Source organism: Massilia violaceinigra, assembly GCF_002752675.1.
Taxonomy (GTDB): Bacteria; Pseudomonadota; Gammaproteobacteria; order Burkholderiales; family Burkholderiaceae_D; genus Telluria_A; species Telluria_A violaceinigra.
In genome coordinates, this window is the sequence record NZ_CP024608.1 from 551,947 (window position 1) to 572,867 (window position 20,921).

The 20,921-nt window shown below is 62.0% G+C and carries 16 protein-coding genes and 10 tRNA genes; 7 read left to right on the forward strand and 19 right to left on the reverse strand.

Annotated elements, in window-relative coordinates:
• Positions 1-17 precede the first annotated feature (17 nt).
• Positions 18-1,466, reverse strand: coding sequence for a S41 family peptidase (locus CR152_RS02605; protein WP_099873544.1), 1,449 nt, complete (start codon positions 1,464-1,466; stop codon positions 18-20).
• 244 nt (positions 1,467-1,710) lie between these two features.
• On the opposite strand from CR152_RS02605, the gene CR152_RS02610 reads away from it, so the two are divergent.
• Together CR152_RS02610 and CR152_RS02615 are read left to right on the forward strand one after the other, a co-directional pair.
• Positions 1,711-3,984 carry a TonB-dependent receptor plug domain-containing protein gene (locus tag CR152_RS02610; RefSeq protein WP_099873546.1) on the forward strand — a complete coding sequence of 758 codons (2,274 nt, stop codon included), beginning with the start codon at positions 1,711-1,713 and terminating at the stop codon, positions 3,982-3,984.
• A gap of 54 nt (positions 3,985-4,038) precedes the next feature.
• Positions 4,039-6,081 (forward strand): M13 family metallopeptidase, encoded by a 2,043-nt coding sequence (locus CR152_RS02615; protein WP_099873548.1) that lies wholly within the window; start codon positions 4,039-4,041, stop codon positions 6,079-6,081.
• Positions 6,082-6,340: 259 nt separating this feature from the next.
• Here the strand turns inward: CR152_RS02615 and CR152_RS02620 are convergent, their stop codons facing one another.
• A complete protein-coding gene (locus tag CR152_RS02620) occupies positions 6,341-7,228 on the reverse strand; it encodes a c-type cytochrome (RefSeq protein ID WP_099873550.1) in 888 nt (295 codons plus the stop codon).
• Positions 7,229-7,425: 197 nt separating this feature from the next.
• On the opposite strand from CR152_RS02620, the gene CR152_RS02625 reads away from it, so the two are divergent.
• Positions 7,426-7,501, forward strand: a tRNA-Arg gene (locus tag CR152_RS02625).
• A 196-nt stretch (positions 7,502-7,697) separates the two neighbouring features.
• Here CR152_RS02625 and CR152_RS34785 read toward each other — a convergent pair.
• From CR152_RS34785 to CR152_RS32635, 15 genes are all read right to left on the reverse strand, one after another.
• Positions 7,698-7,862 (reverse strand): hypothetical protein, encoded by a 165-nt coding sequence (locus CR152_RS34785; protein WP_307718559.1) that lies wholly within the window; start codon positions 7,860-7,862, stop codon positions 7,698-7,700.
• A gap of 201 nt (positions 7,863-8,063) precedes the next feature.
• On the reverse strand, positions 8,064-8,201 hold the full coding sequence (locus tag CR152_RS34790; RefSeq protein WP_307718560.1) for a MerR family DNA-binding transcriptional regulator: 138 nt from the start codon (positions 8,199-8,201) through the stop codon (positions 8,064-8,066).
• Between the two features lie 136 nt (positions 8,202-8,337).
• Entirely contained in the window at positions 8,338-9,210 is an 873-nt protein-coding gene (accD, locus tag CR152_RS02635) for an acetyl-CoA carboxylase, carboxyltransferase subunit beta (protein WP_099873552.1), read from the reverse strand.
• Between the two features lie 158 nt (positions 9,211-9,368).
• A complete protein-coding gene (locus tag CR152_RS02640; protein WP_099873554.1) occupies positions 9,369-9,935 on the reverse strand; it encodes an HNH endonuclease in 567 nt (188 codons plus the stop codon).
• A 204-nt stretch (positions 9,936-10,139) separates the two neighbouring features.
• A tRNA-OTHER gene (locus CR152_RS02645) sits at positions 10,140-10,229 on the reverse strand.
• Between the two features lie 7 nt (positions 10,230-10,236).
• Positions 10,237-10,312: transfer RNA gene (locus tag CR152_RS02650), tRNA-Trp, on the reverse strand.
• Between the two features lie 42 nt (positions 10,313-10,354).
• Positions 10,355-10,430: transfer RNA gene (locus CR152_RS02655), tRNA-His, on the reverse strand.
• A 127-nt stretch (positions 10,431-10,557) separates the two neighbouring features.
• A complete protein-coding gene (locus tag CR152_RS02660) occupies positions 10,558-11,298 on the reverse strand; it encodes a HEAT repeat domain-containing protein (protein ID WP_157778296.1) in 741 nt (246 codons plus the stop codon).
• A gap of 70 nt (positions 11,299-11,368) precedes the next feature.
• Positions 11,369-11,454 (reverse strand) — tRNA-Leu (locus CR152_RS02665).
• 163 nt (positions 11,455-11,617) lie between these two features.
• Positions 11,618-11,693, reverse strand: a tRNA-Arg gene (locus tag CR152_RS02670).
• A 5-nt stretch (positions 11,694-11,698) separates the two neighbouring features.
• Positions 11,699-11,774: transfer RNA gene (locus tag CR152_RS02675), tRNA-His, on the reverse strand.
• Positions 11,775-11,894: 120 nt separating this feature from the next.
• Positions 11,895-11,985: transfer RNA gene (locus CR152_RS02685), tRNA-Asn, on the reverse strand.
• A 39-nt stretch (positions 11,986-12,024) separates the two neighbouring features.
• A tRNA-Tyr gene (locus CR152_RS02690) sits at positions 12,025-12,109 on the reverse strand.
• A gap of 85 nt (positions 12,110-12,194) precedes the next feature.
• Positions 12,195-12,268, reverse strand: a tRNA-OTHER gene (locus tag CR152_RS02695).
• Positions 12,269-12,530: 262 nt separating this feature from the next.
• Positions 12,531-13,022 (reverse strand): hypothetical protein, encoded by a 492-nt coding sequence (locus CR152_RS32635; protein ID WP_157778297.1) that lies wholly within the window; start codon positions 13,020-13,022, stop codon positions 12,531-12,533.
• Positions 13,023-13,101: 79 nt separating this feature from the next.
• Here CR152_RS32635 and CR152_RS32640 point away from each other — a divergent pair, with 79 nt between their 5' ends.
• Positions 13,102-13,290, forward strand: a complete 189-nt coding sequence (locus CR152_RS32640) for a helix-turn-helix domain-containing protein (protein ID WP_054265574.1) — start codon at positions 13,102-13,104, stop codon at positions 13,288-13,290.
• A gap of 31 nt (positions 13,291-13,321) precedes the next feature.
• Here CR152_RS32640 and CR152_RS02710 read toward each other — a convergent pair whose 3' ends face one another.
• Complete coding sequence (locus CR152_RS02710) at positions 13,322-15,166, reverse strand: pre-peptidase C-terminal domain-containing protein (protein ID WP_099873562.1); 1,845 nt, start codon at positions 15,164-15,166, stop codon at positions 13,322-13,324.
• A gap of 378 nt (positions 15,167-15,544) precedes the next feature.
• On the opposite strand from CR152_RS02710, the gene CR152_RS02715 reads away from it, so the two are divergent.
• The 3 genes from CR152_RS02715 (at position 15,545) to prsT (ending at position 19,320) form a co-directional block, all read left to right on the forward strand.
• The gene (locus CR152_RS02715) at positions 15,545-15,742 is read left to right on the forward strand and encodes a hypothetical protein (protein WP_099873564.1); all 198 of its coding nucleotides are present in this window, start codon (positions 15,545-15,547) and stop codon (positions 15,740-15,742) included.
• Positions 15,736-16,122 carry a PIN domain-containing protein gene (locus tag CR152_RS02720; protein WP_099873566.1) on the forward strand — a complete coding sequence of 129 codons (387 nt, stop codon included), beginning with the start codon at positions 15,736-15,738 and terminating at the stop codon, positions 16,120-16,122. The genes CR152_RS02715 and CR152_RS02720 overlap by 7 nt, the downstream gene beginning before the upstream one ends.
• Before the next feature lie 429 nt (positions 16,123-16,551).
• Positions 16,552-19,320, forward strand: a complete 2,769-nt coding sequence (gene prsT / locus CR152_RS02725) for an XrtA/PEP-CTERM system TPR-repeat protein PrsT (RefSeq protein ID WP_099873567.1) — start codon at positions 16,552-16,554, stop codon at positions 19,318-19,320.
• Positions 19,321-19,432: 112 nt separating this feature from the next.
• Here the strand turns inward: prsT and CR152_RS02730 are convergent.
• Positions 19,433-20,802, reverse strand: a protein-coding gene (locus CR152_RS02730; RefSeq protein ID WP_099881933.1) for an IS3 family transposase whose coding sequence is annotated in 2 segments (ribosomal slippage) — positions 19,433-20,281 and positions 20,284-20,802 — 1,368 coding nt in all. Because the reading frame shifts where the segments join, the coding sequence is not laid out codon by codon here.
• Between the last annotated feature and the right edge of the window lie 119 nt (positions 20,803-20,921).

Here is a 20,921-nt window from a genome sequence, read left to right on the forward strand (position 1 = left end):
ACCCCGGTGGAGAGCGCCTATTTCCGCTTTTTCGCGGGCGCCGGCGCGGCTGGCGCCTCGGCGGCCGGGTCCTTGGCGGGCTTGGCCAGTTGCACCGGCAAGCCTTTCAGGTGATTGAGCGCCTGCGCCAGCTGGAAGTCGTCGGCGCTGCCGTATTCGAGCGGCTTGCGCTTGCGCTCGATCGCCAGCAGGCGGCGCTGGGCGTCGAGCTGCTCGCGCGTGCTGGCCGCGCTTTCCTTGTCGCGGTCGTTCGACAAGTGCTTTTCCAGGTCGGCCTCGCGCATGCGAAACCCGTTCAAGCCATCGCCATCGGCGTTTTCGTCGACCAAAAAGTCGGGAATGATGCCGCGCGCCTGGATCGAGCGCCCGTGCGGGGTGTAATAGCGCGCCGTGGTCAGCTTGACCGCGGTATCGCCGCCGAGCGGCTTGATGGTCTGGACCGAGCCCTTGCCGAAAGTCTGGCTGCCGAGAATCACCGCGCGCTTGTAATCCTGGAGTGCGCCGGCCACGATTTCGGAGGCCGAGGCCGAGCCGGTGTTGACCAGCACCACCATCGGCACCGTCTTGAGCGCCGCCGGCAGCCTGGCCAGCACGTCGCCGTCGCCCTGCAGGGTGTAATACTCGGGTTTGCCGAGGTAGCTCTGGCGCGAATTGGCCAGCTGGCCGTTGGTCGAGACGATCTCTACGCCGCGCGGCAAAAACGCGGCCGACACGCCGATGGCGCCTTGCAGCAGGCCGCCCGGATCGTTGCGCAAGTCCAGCACCAGGCCCTTGAGGGCCGGATCCTGCTGGTACAGCGCGCTGAGGCGGGCCGCCATGTCGTCCACGGTCGGTTTCTGGAATTGCGAAATGCGCAGCCAGGCGTAGCCCGGCTCGACAATCTTGCCCTTGACGCTTTTCTGGATGATTTCCTGGCGCGTGATCGTCATCACCAGCGGCAGCGCCACGTCCTTGCGCAGCAGGGTCAGGGTGACCTTGGTGAGCGGCTCGCCGCGCATTTTCTTGATCGCTTCGTCGATGCCCAAGTTCTGGATGGCCTCGTTGTTGATGCGCGTGATCAGGTCGCCCGCCTTGATGCCGGCGCGCCAGGCCGGCGAATCCTCGATCGGGGCCACGATCTTGATGTAGCCTTCCTCGCTCTGGGCAATTTCGATGCCCAGGCCGACGAACTTGCCCTGGGTGCCTTCGCGCAGGTCGCGGTAGGCTTTCTTGTCGAGGTAGGCGGAATGGGGATCGAGCGAAGCCACCATGCCGGTCAGGGCATCGGTCAGCAATTTCTTGTCGGGCACCGCTTCGACATAATCGGTTTTGATCAGATCGTAGGCGTCGGACAACTGGCGCAGTTCTTCGAGCGGCATGCCTTGTTCGACCGGCTTTTGCGCCAGCGCCGAAAATTGCATGGAAAAGGCCACGCCGGCCAGGGCGCCCAGGCCGACCAGCCCGGAATTTTTGAGGGTAGAACCCATGGTGTCACCTACGATGCCAGGAAAAATGCGCCATTTCAGCTGATGAGCTGGCACGAATCCAGTATAAACCCGATTGCGCGGCCCGCAGCGAAATTGTGCATGTGCGCTTTGTGTATCGAAAAGTAAAAAAACCGGGCCCGGCGGTTCCCCCGGGAAGGCAAGGGCTAGAATGCCAGCATCGCGAGCCCGATGATGCGCCACCCACTTGCCGTCCAGCCAGCCTGATTCACCCACTGAACCCCCGATGAGCAAACTGATTCCCTTCGCCTGCGCCGCCCTGATCGCCAGTATCGCCCCGTCCCTCCACGCCCAGGACGCGCCCGCCGGGCCGGTGACAGCCGTGCCGGCGGAGGAAGCTGCCGCGGTGCCTGCCGCCGTGCCCACCGCGGTGCCCGCACCCAGGTCCAAGGGCGAGCCCAAGGCTGCAGCGGGCGTGACGGCGGTCACCATCAGCGGCAGCCGCGCCGGCGACACCGAATCGCGCCGCCTCTCGACCGCCGCCAAGATGGTGTTCGGTCGCGAGGAACTGGACCGCAACGGCGACAGCAGCGTCGGCGAAATCCTCAAGCGCCTGCCCGGCGTGACCATGGGCGGGCCGCCGGGACGGGGCGGCGGCGGGGTGCGCATGCGCGGCCTGGGCAGCGGCTACACCCAGATGCTGGTCAACGGCGAGCGCCCGCCGGCCGGGTTTTCGCTCGAATCGCTCTCGCCGGACCAGGTCGAACGCATCGAAGTCATGCGCGGCCCGGTGGCCGAACACAGCACCCAGGCCATCGCCGGTACCATCAACGTGGTGTTGCGCGAGGGTTACCAGCAGAAAGATATCCAGCTCAAGCTGTCCGACAGCATCGAAGATGGCCGCCACGGACCGAACGTGTCGCTCACCATGCCCGGCAAGGTGGGCGCGCTGACCTGGCTGATGAGCGGCTCGATGGGCGCCAACCGCCAGCACGACGAGAGCGTCTCCACCTATCAGGATAGCGATCCGGCCGGCGTGATGCTGAAAGACCAGCAGGTCGACGCCCACAGCAACCGAAGCTCGCGCTCCGTGCACCTGACGCCGCGCCTGTCGTATAAATTCGACAATGGCGACACGCTCAATTTCCAGCCCTTCTTGATGCATAACCGCAGCGAAGGCGACAGCGGCAGCCGGCTGACCCAGCGCATCGGCCCGCCGCAGCGCGAATACGCGCTGGCGCTGTCCGACTCGACCTCCTCCATGACCATGCTGCGCGGCTTGGGCAACTGGCTGCACCGGATGGAAGCCGGCGCCAAGCTCGACGTCAAGTTCGGCTTCGGCGGCGGGCGCAGCGAAAGCACCTCGCTGCGCAAGCAGTACGGCGACAACGGCGTGCTCAAGGATTACTTCAACGACGTCGACACCTCGCGCAGCCACAGTCTCAACAGCGGCGGCAAATACAGCACGCCGCTGGCCAAGGGCCACCTGCTGGCCGCCGGCTGGGACCTGGAAGGCGGACACCGTGAGCAAAGCACGGTGGCGCTGGTCAACGGCCGCGCCCAGTTCGCGGAATCGGGATCGAGCATGGCGGCCGACACGCGCCGCGTGGCCGGCTACGTGCAGGACGAGTGGGATATCACGCCGCAATGGTCGGCCTACCTGGGCCTGCGCTGGGAAGGCATCCGCACCAGCGCCACCAACCAGGGGCGCGACGTGCGCAACAACAGCAGCGTGTGGAGCCCGGTACTGCATACCGTGTGGCGCATTCCCGGCTTTGAAAAGGACCAGATCCGCGCCAGCCTGACGCAGAGCTACCGCGCACCCCAGCTGAACGACCTGATCGCCGTGCCGACCTATTCGCAGCTCAACAGCGCAACCCGGCCCGACCGCACCGGCAATCCGAACCTCAAACCCGAGCTGGCGCAAGGGATCGACCTGGCCTACGAGCACTACCTGGGCAAGAGCGGCATCCTCAGCGCCAGCGGCTTCGTGCGCAAGATCGATAACCTGATGCGGCGCGAACTGACCTTGCGCGACACGCCGGATGGCCCGCGCTGGCTGTCGAGCCCGTCGAACATCGGCAGCGCGCGCACCAGCGGCATCGAGCTGGAAGCGAAGTTCCAGCTGGCCGAGCTGGTGGCCAACGCCCCGACTATCGACCTGCGCTCGAACTACAGCCGTTTCTGGTCGAGCGTGGATGGCATTCCCGGCCCCGACAACCGGCTCGACCAGCAAGCCAAACAAACCGCCAACGTCGGCCTCGACTGGCGGCTAAAGGACGTGCCGCTGACCCTGGGCGGCAGCTACAACTGGACCCCGGCGATCCGGGTGCGCACCAGTGCCGATGAAATCGCCACCACCGGCGTGAAGCGCCAGTTCGACGTGTACGGCTTGTGGAAGTTCAGCGCCGGCACCCAGCTGCGCCTGTCGGCCAACAACCTGATGCGCGACGACTACCTGGCCGGCCGCAGCGTGACCAAGGAGGGCATTGCCCAGCTGTCGGACACGGCCAGCCGCACGTACACCACCTGGACCATTCGTCTGGAAATGAAGTTATAGTGATCGATGCCATGGCCACAAGCCATTTTTTCCCCGCCCCATAAGGACACCCCTGTGAAACGATATCTTCTGAGCACCCTGACCCTGAGCCTGGCGGCCGCTTTTGCCAGCGCTGCCGAACCGGTCCAACCGCCCGCGCCCCTTTCCGGCATCGATGTGCAGTACATCGACAGCAGCGTGCGGCCGCAGGACGATTTTTTCAGCTACCTCAATGGCCTGTGGCTCAAAAATACCGAGATCCCGTCCGACAAGTCGAGCTGGGGCACCTTTGCCAAGCTGCGCGACGACACCCTGCCGCAGCTGCGCGTCCTGATCGAAGCGGCCCAGAACGAGAAGAACAAGAAGGCCGGCAGCGAGACGCAGAAAATCGGCGACCTGTACGCCAGCTACATGAACGAAGCCAGGCTTGAAAAGCTCGGTTACAAGCCGCTGGCCGGCGAACTGCAGCGCATTCGCGCGCTGCGTGAAAAGAAAGCCATTCCGGCCCTGATCGCGCATCTGTCGAAGATCGGCGTCAGTGTGCCATACGGCATCTATGTGGGCCAGGACAGCCGCGAATCGACGCGCTACGCCACCTACATCAGCCAGAGCGGCCTGGGCTTGCCCGACCGCGATTACTACCTGAAAAAAGACGACGCCAAGCTGGCCGACGTGCGCGCCAAGTACGAGCGCCATATCGAGAAGACCTTGGGCATGGCCGGCCACAAGGATGCGGCCGGCGCGGCCAAGGCCATCCTGGCGCTGGAAACCGCGCTGGCTGAAGTGCAGTGGAGCAAGGTCGAGCTGCGCGATCCGGTCAAGCGCTACAACAAGGTCGAGATCGCCAAGCTGGGCGAGCTGACCCCGGGCTACGACTGGAAGGGCGCACTGGGCGCCGCCAACGTGGCGGGCAAGGTCGACTACGTCATCGTCGGCCAGCCGAGCTACCTGAGCGGATTCAACCAGGTGCTGGAAAAGACCGACCTGGCGACCTGGAAATCGTATTTCGAATGGCAACTGTTGAACGGTTATTCGGAATACCTGTCGAAAGAATTCGTCGACGCCGATTTTGCCTTCTTTGAAACCGTGCTCAAGGGCGTGCCGGAAAACGAACCGCGCTGGAAGAACGGCGTCTCCACCGTCAATGGCGTGCTGGGCGAAGCGGTGGGCAAGGAATACGTCGCCAAGCATTTCCCCGCCGAGCGCAAGGCGCGCATGGAAGAGCTGGTGCAGAACCTGCTGGTTGCCTACAAGCAGAGCATCGACACGCTCGACTGGATGGGTCCGGAAACCAAGAAGGAAGCCCAGGCCAAGCTGGCCAAGTTCCGCCCGAAGATCGGTTACCCGAGCAAATGGCGCGACTATTCGGCGCTGACGGTCAAGCAGGACGACCTGGTCGGCAACATGATGCGCGCACGCACGTTTGCCTACAACCGCAGCATCAACAAGCTGGGCAAGCCGATCGACCGCGAAGAGTGGGGTATGACGCCGCAGACAGTGAACGCTTACTACAGCTCGACGATGAACGAAATCGTGTTCCCGGCGTCGATCCTGCAGCCGCCGTTCTTCGACATGCGCGCCGACGATGCCGTGAACTACGGCGCCATCGGTGCGGTGATCGGACACGAGATCAGCCATGGCTTCGACGACAAGGGCAGCCAGTCCGACGGCGACGGCAATCTGCGCGAATGGTGGACCAAGGAAGACCGCGCCAAGTTCCAGGCCAAGGCCGACATGCTGGTCAAGCAGTACAGCGGCTACAGCCCGCTGAAGGGCTACAACGTCAACGGCGAGCTGACCCTGGGCGAGAACATCGGCGACAACTCGGGCGTGGCGATTGCGTACAAGGCGTACAAGCTGTCGCTGGGCGGCAAGCCTGCGCCGGTGATCGACGGCCTGACGGGCGACCAGCGCTTCTTCATGGGCTTCGGGCAGGTATGGCGCATGAAGATGCGTGAAGCGCAGCAGATCGTGCAGGTGAAGACCGATCCGCACTCGCCGGGCCAGTTCCGCGCGAACGGGACCATGATGAACCAGCCGGCCTTTTACGAAGCGTTCGGCGTGAAGGAAGGCGACAAGATGTACCTGCCGCCGAAAGAGCGCGTCACGATCTGGTAATCGGGTGAATTGACACGACAAGGGCCACGTAAGTGGCCCTTTTTTGTGCCTGCGGTATTGGGAACGGGGATTTGCCGGGCGCCATGCTCGCGGCAGTTATATGTGTGGGAGCGCTCACTGGCGCCGCTCCTGCCCCTGGCGCTAACGCATGTGTTCCTGTCAAGTTCGCAACAACCGCCTGCGCCAGCCTCCCTCGGCTATTTCTCCAGACGAAAAAAAACCGCCCTGAAAAGTGCGGTTTAGCGGGCGTTCTGAACGCTTACTTGGATGCGGTAACCATGAAATCAACCGCTGCCTTGACTTCGTCATCCGATGCCGAGGAACCGCCTTTCGGAGGCATCATGCCAGCCTTGCCGGTATAACCCTTGATCGCGTGCTCGTACAGCATTGGTGCGCCTTGCGCGATGCGTGCGGTCCATGCTGCCTTGTCGCCGACTTTCGGCGCACCGGCGATACCTGCGCCGTGGCAAGCGATGCATGCGGAGTTGTAGACGGTCTTGCCTGTGTCAGCGGCCAGCTTTGGCGCTTCGGCCGGCGCTGCTGCTGCAGCCGGGGCCGCTGCGGGAGCTGCCACCGGTGCTGCTGCTTCGGCTGGCGCTGCTGCTTCCGCCGCTGCCGGAGCTGGCGCTGCTGCGGGAGCAGGAGCGGCTGGTTCCTTGAACTTGGCGCCGGACTGGTTTGCCATGTGCACGACTGCGCGCGCTACTTCGACATCGTCCAAGTCAGGATTGCCGCCGCGGGCAGGCATGCCGCGGATACCGACGATGGCGTGCTTGACCAGCGTATCGTAGCCCTGAGCAATACGGGTAGCCCAGCCGCCGGCATCGCCGACCTTCGGTGCGCCACCGATGCCCGCGCCGTGGCAGGCCACGCAGTTGGCGGTGTACACGGCGTCGCCGGCGAGGAAAATCTTCGGCGCGTTGGCATCCTTGAGGGTGTAGCCATCATCGGCCACCGGACGCAGACGCGCGGCGATCGCTTCGGCCTTCTGGCTGTCGGTGCCGGCGCCGGTGGTTTTCGTCGTCGTTACGAACGTTACCAGCAGAATGATGCCGATGACAGTGACGAGGAAGAAGCCGACCACCGCAGCGACGAGCTGCTTGGGTGTCCGGATCGCGGATTCGTGTTCGTTGTGTGCGTCGCTCATGATGTCCTTAGTACAATTTTCAAAAAGCTGCCGGCCGGTCGTGTTCGCATGGAGGAACTTGCAAATACTCGCCAAACCCGCGATTATAGACTCAAAGCACCTCTTATGGAACGCAAATTCCCTGTAACGCGACACTTTCCATGGACGCGGGTACAGAAAAAACGGTATCCTTCGCGTTACGTTCGACATTCCTCAGCGCGGCTGTAGCTCAGTGGATAGAGTATTGGCCTCCGAAGCCAAGGGTCGTGGGTTCGATCCCCGCCAGCCGCACCAGATTTCTTCAAGAATTTCAATAACTTAGCTTTTGCGGTAGCAAGCGATATCGCGCTTTTTTGCTTCCTCAAAACGACGATGCTGGCGGCTCATGGCATCTCAAACTGGTTTCCTTCGCCTTCAACTGTCGACATGCTTGCCGAGGTCATTCCTTATCTGGAAAAAAGTACTGTCCCGCGCGTGAGGGGCGATACCGTTACCGGGGCGCTTGCAACTTGGCGGCGGACTGCCTGATAAAGGCGAGCATGTCCGCATCGATCCAGCTGCCGGCCAGCAGCGCCGGCTCGCTGTCGAGCGCCAGACGCATTTTGGCCAACGTTGCGGGGTTGTCGCCGCGCCCTGCCTGAACAAGGCGAACCATTCGCGCGTCAGCGCCTGCACCGCTGGGTCGCCGGGTGCGGCGCCGGTTTGCATCTGCTGGTGCACCGCGGCGATCAGGGTGATCCACTGCTTGCCGTGCTTGCCCCCGTGCTCGCGTATCCGGCGCAGCTCGTCTGCTGTCGTACGCGCCCATCAGTTCGAGGGTGGACAACCAGTTCGCCAGATCCGGTTCGGCACCGAGCTACTGCTGCAAAAGCTGTCCGCGCAGCGCGCTCGCCGACGGCTTGAGCAGGCAGATATGGTCGTAATGATGCAGTGCGCGCACCGTCACGCCAGCCCGGCTGGCGAGCTCGCCGACCTTCAATAGTTCCAGCTGCAATTTCTCGTTCTACGCAAGGGCAACGGCGTGGCCACAAGTAAAGTCCAGAACCGCATGATTAACACTCCATTTTGAGTTAGGTGCTCAGGCACAGCAACCTTGTGCAATGGAAATTGTACGCGACGGCGCGCGGCGCTCAAGCCACGGCATCCTTGGGAAGTTTCAGCAGCAGCGCCAGCAGCGAGGCCAGTTCGGTCCGCATCTGCCTGCGGTCCACAATCATGTCGACCGCGCCGCGTTCGAGCAGGAATTCGGGACGCTGATAACCATCGGGCAAGGTCACGCCCAGCGTACTTTTGATCACCCTGGCGCCGGTGAAGGCAATCAGGGCCTTCGGTTCGGCGATCACCGTGTCGCCGAGGAAGCAGAACGAGGCTGACACGCCGCCCGAGGTCGGATCGGTCAGCACGGAAATGAAGGGCAGCTTCTTTTCCGCCAGCCGGGCCAGCATGGCAGTGGTCTTGGCCATTTGCAGCAGGGACATCAATCCTTCCTGCATGCGTGCCCCGCCGCTGGCAGTAAAGCAAATGAACGGCACCTGCTGGTCGATGGCTGCCTGCGCCCCGCGCACGAAACGCTCGCCGACCACCGACCCCATCGAACCGCCCATGAAGTCGAATTCGAAGCAGGCCACCACCACCGGCACCGACAGGATCGCGCCGCCCATGACCACCATGGCGTCGGTTTCCCCGGTCGCCTCGGTGGCGGCGCGCAGGCGTTCGGTGTAGCGCTTGCTTTCCTTGAATTTCAGGCTGTCGACCGGCAGCACTTCCTGGCCGATCTCGTAGCGCCCGCCGGCGTCCAACAAGGCGTCGAGCCGGGCGCGGGCCCGGATGCGCAGATGGTGATCGCACTTGGGACACACCTGCAGGCTCGCTTCCAGCGCGGCGCGGTACAGGGGCGCCTTGCACGAAGGACATTGAATCCACAATCCGGACGGAATCGACTGGCGCAGAGCGCCGCCGTCGCGCCGGATGCGTGGCGGCAGCAGCTTGTCGAGCCAGCTCATGTGGTGGCACTGCGTGGAGTTGGTGGGGCAGGATGAAACAATGAAAGCGGGGGCATGTGCGATCCTTTCTGATCGATAGTCATGCCCGCATGCTAAAGCCTCACCTTGCGTCAGGCTCAAGTGAAAGCGACGGCCGGCGGGCCGCCGTCATCCTTTTCTCATGCCAGCAGGCGCGAGTGCTTCGGCAGTTTGGCCGACAGATAATCATGCTGGTCCGCCAACACATTCCTGCCGCTCAAAATGAAGTGCTCGAAACGGCATGGCACATACGGCACGTACAGCAGCGGATGGAAGTCGTGCACCATAGTGGCGCCTTTGGCCTGGTTGCACGGCTTACACGCGGTGACGCAGTTTGTCCAGCTATCCTTGCCGCCGTGGGTGCGCGCCAGCACGTGGTCGCGCGACAGGTGCTGGCGGGCGAAGACGTTGCCGCAATAAGCGCAGGTATGGCGGTCGCGCGCGAACAGCAGGTGGTTATCGTCGCCCAGCGGCAGCGCCACGCGCAGTTTTTTGGTCATGCGCTCGCTGCCCGAAATGGAAATGATCGGCTTGACCGTCATCGTCGAGAGCACGCCCGCATTCGACACGCCGCCGCGAAACAAGAATTCACGGTCGCCCAGTTCCCACGCTACCTTGCCGACGGCGTAGTAGTGGATCGCTTCCTGGGCGGAGATCCATCCGAATGGATTTCCTGCGATGTCGAGTGCTAAGATTTGCGGAGTCATATTTTCACTTTTACTGATGCCTGTTTGAATGGAATAGTAGAAAAGACCGGCGCTTGGGCGCTGGCCGGAGAATGAAAATCTGGACAGGTATTAACGTGATAATACGCCTTGCAGGCAAAGCAGCAAGCACGAAAAAAAGGCGCAGCGCACCGCGCATTCCGGGGCGCCGTGAGGGACGCCCGAGCGATATCGCTTGCGCTGCATTGGAGTGGGGTGCCGGATTCGAACCGGCGAACAACAGCTTTGCAGCGTGCCCTTGGGCGCTGCGCCCTTAGACCGCTCGGGCAACCCCACGTAAAAATGGCATCCCAGGAAGGAGTCGAACCTTCAGCCTTCGGTTTTGGAGACCGCTGCGCTGCCAATTGCGCCACTGAGATAGTGCCTGGATGATTGCGGCAGACAGCGCGCAATCGAAGAAATGGGGTGACGTACCGGATTTGAACCGGCGGCCCTTGGAATCACAATCCAATGCTCTGCCAACTGAGCTAACGTCACCATTGAAACCTTATAAAAACTATTACTTTTTGCTGCCGCCGCAAGCGGCGATGGCGTCGTCAAGGCGGTTATGCCAGTACGAATCGCTGCCCTCGTCACGGCTGACCGCATTCCTGATCGCGGTTAGCTACGCCAGCAGTAGCGGATGTGCCATCATTTGGGCCGCTTCCAGTTCGAAGACCATGCAGTCTTCATCGAGGCGTTCGAGCAAAACCGCGATCACGCGTTCATCCTTGCGCGACGCCAGCCCGGCCAGGGCTTCGCCGCTGACGCTGTCGTTGCTGTCGCCATGGTTTTGCCACAGGCGCTCGCGGATCTCGGCAGTATCGGCTTCGTGCATGGAGCCGAGCGCAAAGGTGGCCCAGTCGCGCGTATCGTCGTCAGGGTCGGTCGCCAGCATCAGCAGCGCCTTGACCGAGGCATCCTCGTGATATCGTGCCAGGGCCGCTGCCACCTGAAAGCGAATATCCGCATCGGCGTGCGTGGCGAATGCGAGCAGCGCCGGCAGTGCCGATGGATGCGGACGGTGACAGAAGCCGGAAATGGCCGCCGTTACCACGTTCGTTACCGGGTCTTTTAAACCGGTAAGCAACAAGGCCTGGGTTTCCTCCACGGCGTACTCGTCGCTTTGGGTACCCCGGACTTTTGAATAGCGCTCGCGCCTGAGCTGCGAAGCGATATACATCGCCAGCGCGCGTTTGTGCGCGTTTTTGCTGGCCGCAAACCGCCGCGCCATCGCCAAGTTATCGGGTGAACCAAGCATCTGTAGCGCGCGGATGGCTTTCCAGCCCGTTTCGCTTTCCCACGCCTGGAGCGCGCTCGCGGCCAGGCTTTTCAATGAAGCTTGTTTTACAACGGTCTTTTTCATGCATGCCGATCCGGTTGATTGAATGCGGCCCAGTATAGGCGCGCTCAATACCGCGGCGAACATGGGTGATTGGTGCGCTCGGAGGGCGTCGAACCCCCAATGCCTTGCGGCGCCAGATCCTAAGTCTGGTGTGTCTGCCATTTTCACCACGAGCGCGGTGCGGGTCCCGGTTGCCTGCCGGGGTAGTGCGCGTCAAACTTTCGGAGCGCACCACGGCTTGCGCGTGCCGGGCTGATATCCGGAACCCGCACACGGACTTCGCCACGAACCCTATCCGGGAACTATGGGAATGCCGCATGCGGGCGACACGTGCCTTGAATGGACCCACCTGCAGGGATCGAACCTGCGACCTCGACGTTCGTAGCGTCGCGCTCTTCCATCTGAGCTAAGGTGAGAATAGTGGGGTGACGTACCGGATTCGAACCGGCGGCCCTTGGAATCACAATCCAAAGCTCTGCCAACTGAGCTAACGTCACCATTGAAAAAGAACCGCGCGGTCATACGCGGCAAACTGGCAGTGGATGCAGGAGTCGAACCTGCGACAACTTGAGTCAAAGTCAAGTGCTCTACCAGCTGAGCTAATCCACAATTGAATCTGGCTCCCCAAGCAGGACTCGAACCTGCATAACCCTGTCGGGCCTACAACGCATTAACAGTGCGTCCGCTTACCAGTTAGCGTATCGGGGAAAAAGGAATACGCGCCGCCTGAAAGCGGCGCATGAATGATGGTGGGTGACCAGGGATTCGAACCCCGTATGTCGGAGACGGCGGATTTACAGTCCGCTGCAGTCGCCAATGCTGCTCGTCACCCAAGGCTTGATCTGCCATTCCACAAAGCCTCTCGGCGTGAATCGCCCCTGGCAGGGCCATGCGCTGTCTGAAAGCGCTTTGTGGAATGGCGCGGGATGGAAGATTCGAACTTCCGGCCTCAACCCGTCAAGGTTGCGCTCTGCGATTGAGCTATTCCCGCGCCGTTCCACCCGCACTGGTATCGCACGTGAGGGTGCGATACCGATACAGGCGGAACCGTTTAATACCTGTCCAAATTGTGAAAGAACCTGCGTCTGGTCCGGGTTGTCCGGGGACGGCCTCAAACTGAAAGGGCTTGACTGCGTGTTGCGGTACTGCGGTTAAACCTCTGGCCAAAACAAAAAGGGCCCGGAGTCCTTGCGGAACATCCGAGCCCTTGAGCTTGACCTGCCGGTCAGCCGGGGAGGGGTGAGCCTCCGCGGCTAGGGGTTGCCCCCTCGGATGTTGTTTGTATGTTCCCAATTCGCGCCACAAAATGCGGGCCACTGGTGATGTTGGTGGGAATACGGCGCTGGCAAAGAACGGCGTGCATCAAGCGCGGCGGCGAGGGTACGGTAACCCTTGAGCCCGGCGGCGCCGGCGCCTTGCAGGGCGGCCAGAACAGCAACTTGCAACGACGCCAACAGACTGCTGGCAAGCAGCGACAGGCCGCGCGCTGCGCGCTGCGTCGTCATCTGTTGTTGCGTCGTTGTTTTCACGGTAAATCCCTGTGGTCGTTGCTGCGGTTGGTGCTCTTGCTGAGCCAGTGAATGCATTCTGACATGCACAAAATCGGAAAGCAAGCAAATATCGAAAATAATTTGCATCTGATGCAAATAAATGGCGCTGCTTGGGTTTTTTTGCAACAGATGAAAACGGGGTGAGCGGCAAAAGAGTATGATGGCGCCTGTCGTAGTGAGGTACGGCGAACCCATGCAAACACTAAAACCATCCCCCCTATCCACGCCCCTCCAGGGGCCACAGCGCAAAGCCGTCCTGCGGGTCCAGGTTTTGATGGCTGAACACGACATCCGTTTCGTCACAGAGCTGTGGAAACGCCTGACGGCCATGGGCGTGGAGATTTCGCACTCCCAGCTCACGCGCGTGGTCAACAACAGCACCAAGTCCCTGAGCATCGATTTGCTCGAGGGACTGGCCAGCCTGTTCGACTGTCCGGTGTCGGCGCTGTTCAAGGACGGCTAGGGCGATTGCCGCTGCCGTCCTTGCCTTTGGCTTACGGCGCGTAGGTCGCCTTGACGCTCAGCGTGTTGTAGGCCGAGTAGGCATACACGCCCACGTAGTAGCGGCCTGCAGCTGGTGCATTGATGGAGCAGTTTTCAACGCTGCTCGGCCCGTCCGACTTGCAGTTGTAGCTGGCCGTGGTCGGGGTGCCGCCCAGTTTGACGAACATGTCGGCGTCGCCATTGCCGCCGTTGAGGGCGAACGCGACCTGGGTTTTACCCGCCGGAACATCAATCGTGTAGTACTGCCAGCTGCCTGCGGCCGCGCCCTGGCCGGTCAGGGCCACGCCGTTGCCCAGCACCGGATAGCCGCCGCCCGCGCCCGCCAGCGTCCCCTTCATCGCGTAGTGTCCCAGCGACGAGTAGTTCGAGAAACCGTTGGCCGGGGTGCCTTCGGCGCCGCCGCGCACCACCAGGCGGTAGCTGCCAGCCGGCAGCGACAGATTGGTGAACTGGGCCGAACGGTTGACGCCCAGGTTGCTGCGCGACACCACCGCGCCCGCCGCGTTGAGGATGCTGGCGTCGACATCGAGCATGCGCAGGTATTCGAGCGGGTCGATGCGCAGGTTCAGGGTGGTGGTGCCGGTGGTGGTGAAGGTGAAGGTATCGGTATCGGTGTTGCGTTCGATCTGGCCGAAGTTGCGGGTCGGATCGATGGCGCCGCCCGTGCCCAAGGTCAGCGCGCGCGTGGTCGGGATATCGTCGGCCATGTACGGCACCGCCTCGTCCACGGTCATGATGCGCAGGTCATCCTCGAAATTGCTGGCCGTCGTGTACTCGCCGCGGCTCCACGTGAACAGCTGGTTGGCCCAGCCGCCGCCCATCCAGTAGTTGCCCATGATCGGCCCCCACTGGTAGGCGGCGATGCCCTCGAAATACTCGCCGCCGTTGCCGCCGCGGTCGTGGTTCATGCCCATCTGGTGCCCGACTTCGTGGGCGCCGGTCATGCCGATGCCGTAGCCATAGTCGAACCCGGACGATGGATTGCGGTACAGCGTGCCGGCGGCGGTGGTGCCGAAGGAGCGCAGCGGCGCGAACGAGCGGCCATCCTGGTTGATGAAGTTGATGATGCCGGTGCGCAGCAGGTTGGTGGTGCGCGCGGCGTCGTACACGGCGCGGCTGGTGGTCACGTTCAGGTTGAGCATCGAATACTGGTCGGCGATCGATTGCCAGGCGCGGTACATGTTTTCCTTGGTCACGCCGTTCAGGGGCGTGCTGCCGTTCATCACCGCCGTGATGTTGAGGTAAAACACATAAGGGCTGCCCGGTTTGCTCTGCAGCTGGGTCACGTCTTCATTCTGGTACGGGCCGATGTGGCGCGCCTGGCGCAGCGCCATCGGGCTGTAGACCGGATGCGAGACCGCCATCGCCAGCATGGCCGCGCTGCGCTTGTCGCGGAACTCCGGATCGAAGTCGGGCACGATCTTGGTGATCGGCACTTCCGTCAGCCAGACCTTGCCGGCGCTGTCGGTGGTGTATTCGTAGGCCTTGCGCGTGTCGTACTTGAGCAGGTAGCCGTACACGGCCTTCTTGTTCCCTTTGAGCACGAACACCGAATCGGGCGTGTCGACCGCGGTACCGCTGATCGATACCACGCCATTTTTCTTGGCGTAGTCGCGGATATGGGCGGCCACGGTGTTGCCGCGCATCGATTGCACTTGCATGCTGCGGCCGTTGGCGTGTTGCGCGGCAAAGCCGCTCAGCACCGCGTCGACGCTGCCGATCTCCATGCCGGGCGCGGGGCGTTCCCCTTGGGCGCTGGCGAGTTCGGTTTGGGCGGTGGCGCCGGCAGCGAAGGCTGCGGCCATGAGCAGGAACAGGGTTTGCTTGGATTTCATTCAGTCTCCGGATTCATCGTTTTTTATCGATCTTTGCTTCCCGCCCAGGCAGACGGTGAAGTTGTCGGCGAGCTATCAATTCCGACGGCAGAACGTTACCATATGAGCAAGAGTATGTATGTATCCAATCGGCACATTTTCTTCGTGGCCGAGCGTGCTGCCTTTCACTCTTCGCGGCCAAATCTTCTTGATGTAAATACTTGAATTTCCGCCTATTCCGGCATAAATGGGCGTTTACATCCGAGCTTATTCGGTGGATGGGGTGAATTTCCGTGTGTTTCCATGCGAAAAGGGTAGTCTTGTTCCCTTGGGTGTCTGCTGACGACTGACAAACGATGATATACACTACTTAACATTGAACAACTTTCGAGGCGCAACATGGGCCGCAATCCGAACGACGTCGCGGTAACCCATGTTCCAGGTGTCATTGCCGATGAAACAGGCAGGGGCGTGCGCGCAGCGACCGCGGTTGCCGAGCGGCCCCAGGCACCGCAACCGAGCGCTTTCGGCATCTGGAAAAAGCGCATTCCCGAAGATGGCGTGAGCTACCAGCACAGGTTGCGCGACGAATGGTAAAAGCGCTGTTCGATACCAACATCCTGATCGACTATCTGAACGGCATCCCGGAAGCGGAACTGGCCTGCGATCACTATGTCGACAAGGCCATCAGCGTGGTGACGTGGATGGAAATCATGGAAAACGTCGACGAGGACGAGGACGAGCGCCTGCTGGTCGAAGCCTTCCTGGGCCAGTTCGAGCTGGTGCCGATCGACCACCGGGTGGCACTGGAAGCGTCGCGCGTGCGCGAGGCGCATGCCATGCGCCTGCCGGATGCCGTGATCCTGGCCACCGCCAACCTGTCCGGGCGCGTGCTGATCACGCGCGACACCCGCGATTTCGTGCCCGGCGACACAGTCCTGGTACCCTACACCCTCGCTCCCGGCGACGACGCCTAGGGTGTGTCTGACTGATCGGCGCAAAGAGGCTCCATTTCGCTACCGTTGTAGCGTCGTTCCCGCGCAGGCGGGAACCCAATTTCGCGCCATAGCCACGGGCGGCTCGACTAACTTGGGTTCCCGCCTGCGCGGGAAGTCGTTTCTGGCAGTGCCAGGAACGACGGGAGAATTGCGGTTTTCTCTTCGATTCAGTCAGACACACCCTAGGCGCACCCGTCCGGCCTTGCGCTGCGCGAGCCCCCGGCAGCAGCGTCCGGCCCCCCCCCGCTTCGGGCACCCCTCGGGGCGCCACGGCGGCCGCCGGCGGGGCGCTATTCTTCTCGTTCTCCCGAGAAATCGATATAGAATATTAGAACGTCCCAGACCGGCCAGCAGGCCGGCGCACGGTCACTCAGCCAAACATTTCACGTTGCACACGATAGGGAAGTCATGTCAGTTACCAGAACCAAGACGCACGCCGGCGCCGCCGTGGTGTCCGCACTATTACTGCTGGGCGCCGTCGGCGGTTGCGGCAAGACCGAAACGTCGGCGTCGCTGGTGGCCGACGCCAAACAGTTCATCCAGAAGGGTGACAGCAAGGCGGCCGTGATCCAGCTGAAAAATGCGCTGGTGAAAAACCCGGCGGACGCCGACGCGCGCCTGACCCTGGGCCTGTTGTATATCGACACAGGCGACGCCGTCTCGGCCGAAAAAGAATTGCGCAAGGCGCTGGAGCTGGGCGTGCCCAAGGACAAGGTCGTCCCCGCCCTGTCGACTGCCCTGATGCAGCAGCAGCAATACCAGAAAGTGCTCGACCTGACCGCCGACGCCGGCAGCGACGCCGACATGCTGGCCCTGCGCGCCGACGCTAACGCCGGCCTCGGCCGTGCCGACCAGGCCAGGGATTTATACGCCCAGGCCCTGGTAGCGAAACCGGGCCATGTGGCCGCGCTGATCGGTTCGGCCCGGCAAGCCCTGGCGCGCAAGGATCTCGACGAAGCCAACCGCCTGGCCGACGAGGTCGTCGCCAGCAACCCGAACGACGCGACCGCCTGGATGTTCAAGGGCGACATGCTGCGCGCCCAGGCCAAGGCTGCACCGGCCCTGGCCGCCTACGACCAGGTCTTGAAGCTCAAGCCGAACCACCGCTCGGCCCACGTCGAGCGCGCCTTCGTCGAAATCGCGGAAGGCAAGTTCGACGCCGCCCGGGCCGACCTCGAAGCGGCCCGCAAGCTCACCCCCAACGCGCTGATGGTGGCCTACGCCCAGGCGCTGCTCGACTTCACTCAGGGCAAGCACGCGGCCGCCAAGGATGCGCTGCAAAAAATCCTGCGCGTGGCGCCCGAACACATGCCGAGCGTGCTGATGGCCGGCGCGGTCGAGCATGCGCTCGGCTCGATGCCGCAAGCCGAACAGCATCTGCGCAAATACCTGGCCGCCATGCCCGAGCACCGCTACGCGCGCAAGCTGATGGTGAGCACCCTGCTGAAAATGGGCCAGACCACCGAAGCGCTGACCCAGCTCACGCCGATGCTCGAGTCCGGAAAGGATGACGTGCAATTGCTGGCGCTGGCCGGCGAGGCCTACATGCAGGCGCGCGACTACGGCAAGGCCACCGCCTATTTCGAGCAGGCCAGCACGCTGGCGCCGAACGCGGCCGGGCTGCGCACCTCGCTGGCGCTGGGCAAGCTGGCCACCGGCGACGATGCGCGCGCCGTGAGCGAACTCGAACAGTCGACCAAGCTCGACGCCAAGTCGCCCAAGGCGGCGGTGCTGCTGGTGATGACCGAACTGCGCATGAAGCGCTTCGACAAGGCGCTGGCCGCGGCCAAGGCGCTCGAAGCGACCCAGCCGGCCGACCCGATGGTGCACAACCTCAAGGGTGGCGTGTACCTGGGCATGAACGACATGGTCAACGCCCGTGCCAGCTTCGACAAGGCACTCTCGCTCAAGGCCGACTATTTCCCGGCCGCCGCCAACCTGGCGCAACTGGCCCTGCGCGAGAAAAAGCCCGACCTGGCGAAACAGCAGCTGGTCAGTTTCCTGGAAAAGGACAAGAAGAATGTCGAAGCCTATTACGCCCTGACCAAGCTGGCCCTGGCGCAAGGGCGCAACGATGAAGCGAACCAGTGGCTGGAAAAAGCCAGCAGCGAAAATCCGGAAGCGATCGGCCCGGCCCGCACCCTGGGTGCGCACTACCTGGCGATCGGCCAGAAGCAAAAGGCGCTGACCCTGGCGCGCAAGTTCCAGGTCGCCAATCCGAAAAACCTCGATTTGCTCGACCTGCTGGGCCAGGCGCAGATCGCCAATGACGACCTGCCGGGCGCGCTCGATACCTACGGCAAGCTGGCCGGCGCCGCACCGAAATCGGCGATGGCGCATTTCCGCCTGGCGACCGTGCACGCGCAGATGAAGAACCTGAACGCCACCGCCGAGGACTTGAAAAAGGCGCTGGCGCTGCAGCCCGACTTTGTCGATGCCCAGGTGGCCCAGGCCGAGCTGGCCGCGCGCGCCGGCAAGGTCGACGATGCGCTGGCGATTGCGCGCCAGATGCAGAAACAGCGTCCGAAGGAAGCGCTCGGCTACCAGCTGGAAGGCAATCTGACGATGGGGCAGGGCAAGGCGGCGCAAGCGGTAGCCTCGTTCGAGAAAGCGTTCGCGCTGGCGCCGTCGAGCGCCAACCTGATCAAGCTGCACGCGGCCATGCGCCAGTCCGGCAAAGGCAAGGAAGCCGATGCGCGCCTGGCCAAGGCGGTGGCCGAGCACCCGAACGACGTGGCGCTGGCCCTGTATGTGGCCGAGAACGACCTGTCCAACAAGCGCTACAAGGCAGCCATTGCCGGGCTTGAAGGGGTGCTCAAGGAGGCGCCGGCGAATGTCGCGGCGCTGAACAACCTGGCCTGGGCTTACCAGCAGGAAAAAGATCCGCGCGCGCTGAAAACCGCCGAAAAGGCGTTCGAGCTGGGCGGCAGCAGCGCGGCCGTGACCGATACCCTGGGCTGGATGCTGGTCGAGCAGGGCGACGCCAAGCGCGGCTTGATCCTGCTGCAAAAGGCGGTCGCGCTGGCGCCGGAAGCGGCCGACATCCGCTACCACCTGGCGGCCGGACTGGCGAAAACGGGCGACAAGGCGGGTGCCAAACGCGAACTGGAGCGGGTATTGGCCAGCAAGAACTTCTCGCAGATGGAGGAGGCCAAGGCGCTGGCCAAGACACTGTAAGGGGTTACGGCGCGGCTCGCAGTCCTCCAGGAGCACCTGTGGGCCACACCTTCAAAACCGTCATTCCCGCCTGTGAAGTGACCCAAGAAAGTTGGACGGTGTTTTGATTAAATCAAAGCGAATGCTGGGTTCGGTATTGCACCGGGCTCAGTCCGTTCAGCTTCATCTTGATACGGCAGTGATTATAGTAGTCAATGTACTCGGCCAGACCTTTTTTCAACTCGTCGACGCTACTAAATTTGTTCAGGTGGTAATACTCCGTCTTCAGCACTGCGAAGAAGCTCTCCATGGCTGCGTTGTCGAGGCAGTTGCCTTTGCGAGACATGCTCTGCACGATGCCTTTCTGCGCCAGCATGTGCTGGTAGGCCGGCATGCGATACTGCCATCCCTGATCTGAATGGACGATCGGTTTATCGTCGGCACGCAACTTCCGGAAGGCTTTTTTGAGCATGCCTGTCACCAGTCCGAGTACCGGACGCGTGTCCATTTCATACGCTACAATTTCCCCGTTGAACAGGTCCATCACGGGTGATAGATACACTTTCTGACCAGCGACTTTCATCTCGGTGACGTCGGTTGCCCACTTCTGATTCACCCCCTCTGCGTTGAAATCGCGCAGCAAGATGTTCGGCGCAGTCTTGCCCACTTCCCCCTTGTACGACTTGTATTTCTTGATGCGTACCAGCGATGTCAGCTTCATTGCCTGCATGCAGCGCTGGACGGTATTGGCGCATGCGCGATGGCCTGCCTTGCGCAGCACGTCAGCGATACGCCGATAGCCCATACGCCCCTTGTGTGCCTGATAGGTCGTCTCGATACCCTGCTTCAAGTGCGCATGCTTGTCGCCGTCTTGCGCAACCTTCTTTTGATAGTAAAACGTACTACGTTTCAGACCGGTAAGCGCAAGCAACTGCGCAATGGGAAATTGCAGCCTTAACTCGTGGACTATGTGCGCTTTTTGCGCATTGCCGCAGCCTGTTCGGCCGCTTGAGCTAAGGCTCTCCGCTTTTTTAGAACGGCGACCTCCATCCGTAACTGGTTCAGTTCCACCAGCAACTCTTCACGGCTACGTGTGGCATCACTATGCACGCTGGCAGGTGCAACTTGCTTGGGTAAATCAGCCATGCGCTTGGGTCTTCCTCTGGGTTTGCGGATCAGTGGCACTATACCGCCATCACGAAAATCGCGCTCCCAAACCCCGACGTAGCCCTGCGCGCGAATATTGAACCTGGCCGCCGTTTCCACATACGATAATTTGTTCGCCCACATGTACCGCAAAACCTCAAGCTTCTCATCGGCGCTGTACTGAACAGACTTCCTCGGTTCAAGGCCAGCTTTGCCGTGATAGCGGTGGAACAGTACCCAACGGCGTACTTGGCCGTAGCTAACGTTGTTGATGCGGCCTACTTCCTTATAGCCCATCAAGCCACGTACATATTGCTTAGCGATTTTTAGCTTGAATGCCGTCGTATGCTTCGTCATCGACTTCCCCCAAAAAGTAGAAACGGTGTCCAACTTTTTTGGGTCAGTTCACTGCGCGGGAATGACGGTTTTTGTTGTTTTGGCGGAAGGAAAAGCTGGTGGGAAGTTTCACTTCAGCA

Excerpts from the sequence above, each read along its gene's own strand:
- accD (WP_099873552.1), bottom strand. The coding sequence starts at position 9,210 with ATGAGCTGGCTCGACAAGCTGCTGCCGCCACGCATCCGGCGCGACGGC.
- prsT (WP_099873567.1), top strand. The coding sequence starts at position 16,552 with ATGTCAGTTACCAGAACCAAGACGCACGCCGGCGCCGCCGTGGTGTCC.
- CR152_RS02720 (WP_099873566.1), top strand. The coding sequence starts at position 15,736 with ATGGTAAAAGCGCTGTTCGATACCAACATCCTGATCGACTATCTGAAC.
- CR152_RS02605 (WP_099873544.1), bottom strand. The coding sequence starts at position 1,466 with ATGGGTTCTACCCTCAAAAATTCCGGGCTGGTCGGCCTGGGCGCCCTG.
- CR152_RS32635 (WP_157778297.1), bottom strand. The coding sequence starts at position 13,022 with ATGGGTTCGCCGTACCTCACTACGACAGGCGCCATCATACTCTTTTGC.
- CR152_RS32640 (WP_054265574.1), top strand. The coding sequence starts at position 13,102 with ATGGCTGAACACGACATCCGTTTCGTCACAGAGCTGTGGAAACGCCTG.
- CR152_RS02660 (WP_157778296.1), bottom strand. The coding sequence starts at position 11,298 with ATGAAAAAGACCGTTGTAAAACAAGCTTCATTGAAAAGCCTGGCCGCG.
- CR152_RS02640 (WP_099873554.1), bottom strand. The coding sequence starts at position 9,935 with ATGACTCCGCAAATCTTAGCACTCGACATCGCAGGAAATCCATTCGGA.
- CR152_RS02620 (WP_099873550.1), bottom strand. The coding sequence starts at position 7,228 with ATGAGCGACGCACACAACGAACACGAATCCGCGATCCGGACACCCAAG.
- CR152_RS02710 (WP_099873562.1), bottom strand. The coding sequence starts at position 15,166 with ATGAAATCCAAGCAAACCCTGTTCCTGCTCATGGCCGCAGCCTTCGCT.
- CR152_RS02610 (WP_099873546.1), top strand. The coding sequence starts at position 1,711 with ATGAGCAAACTGATTCCCTTCGCCTGCGCCGCCCTGATCGCCAGTATC.
- CR152_RS34785 (WP_307718559.1), bottom strand. The coding sequence starts at position 7,862 with ATGGTTCGCCTTGTTCAGGCAGGGCGCGGCGACAACCCCGCAACGTTG.
- CR152_RS02715 (WP_099873564.1), top strand. The coding sequence starts at position 15,545 with ATGGGCCGCAATCCGAACGACGTCGCGGTAACCCATGTTCCAGGTGTC.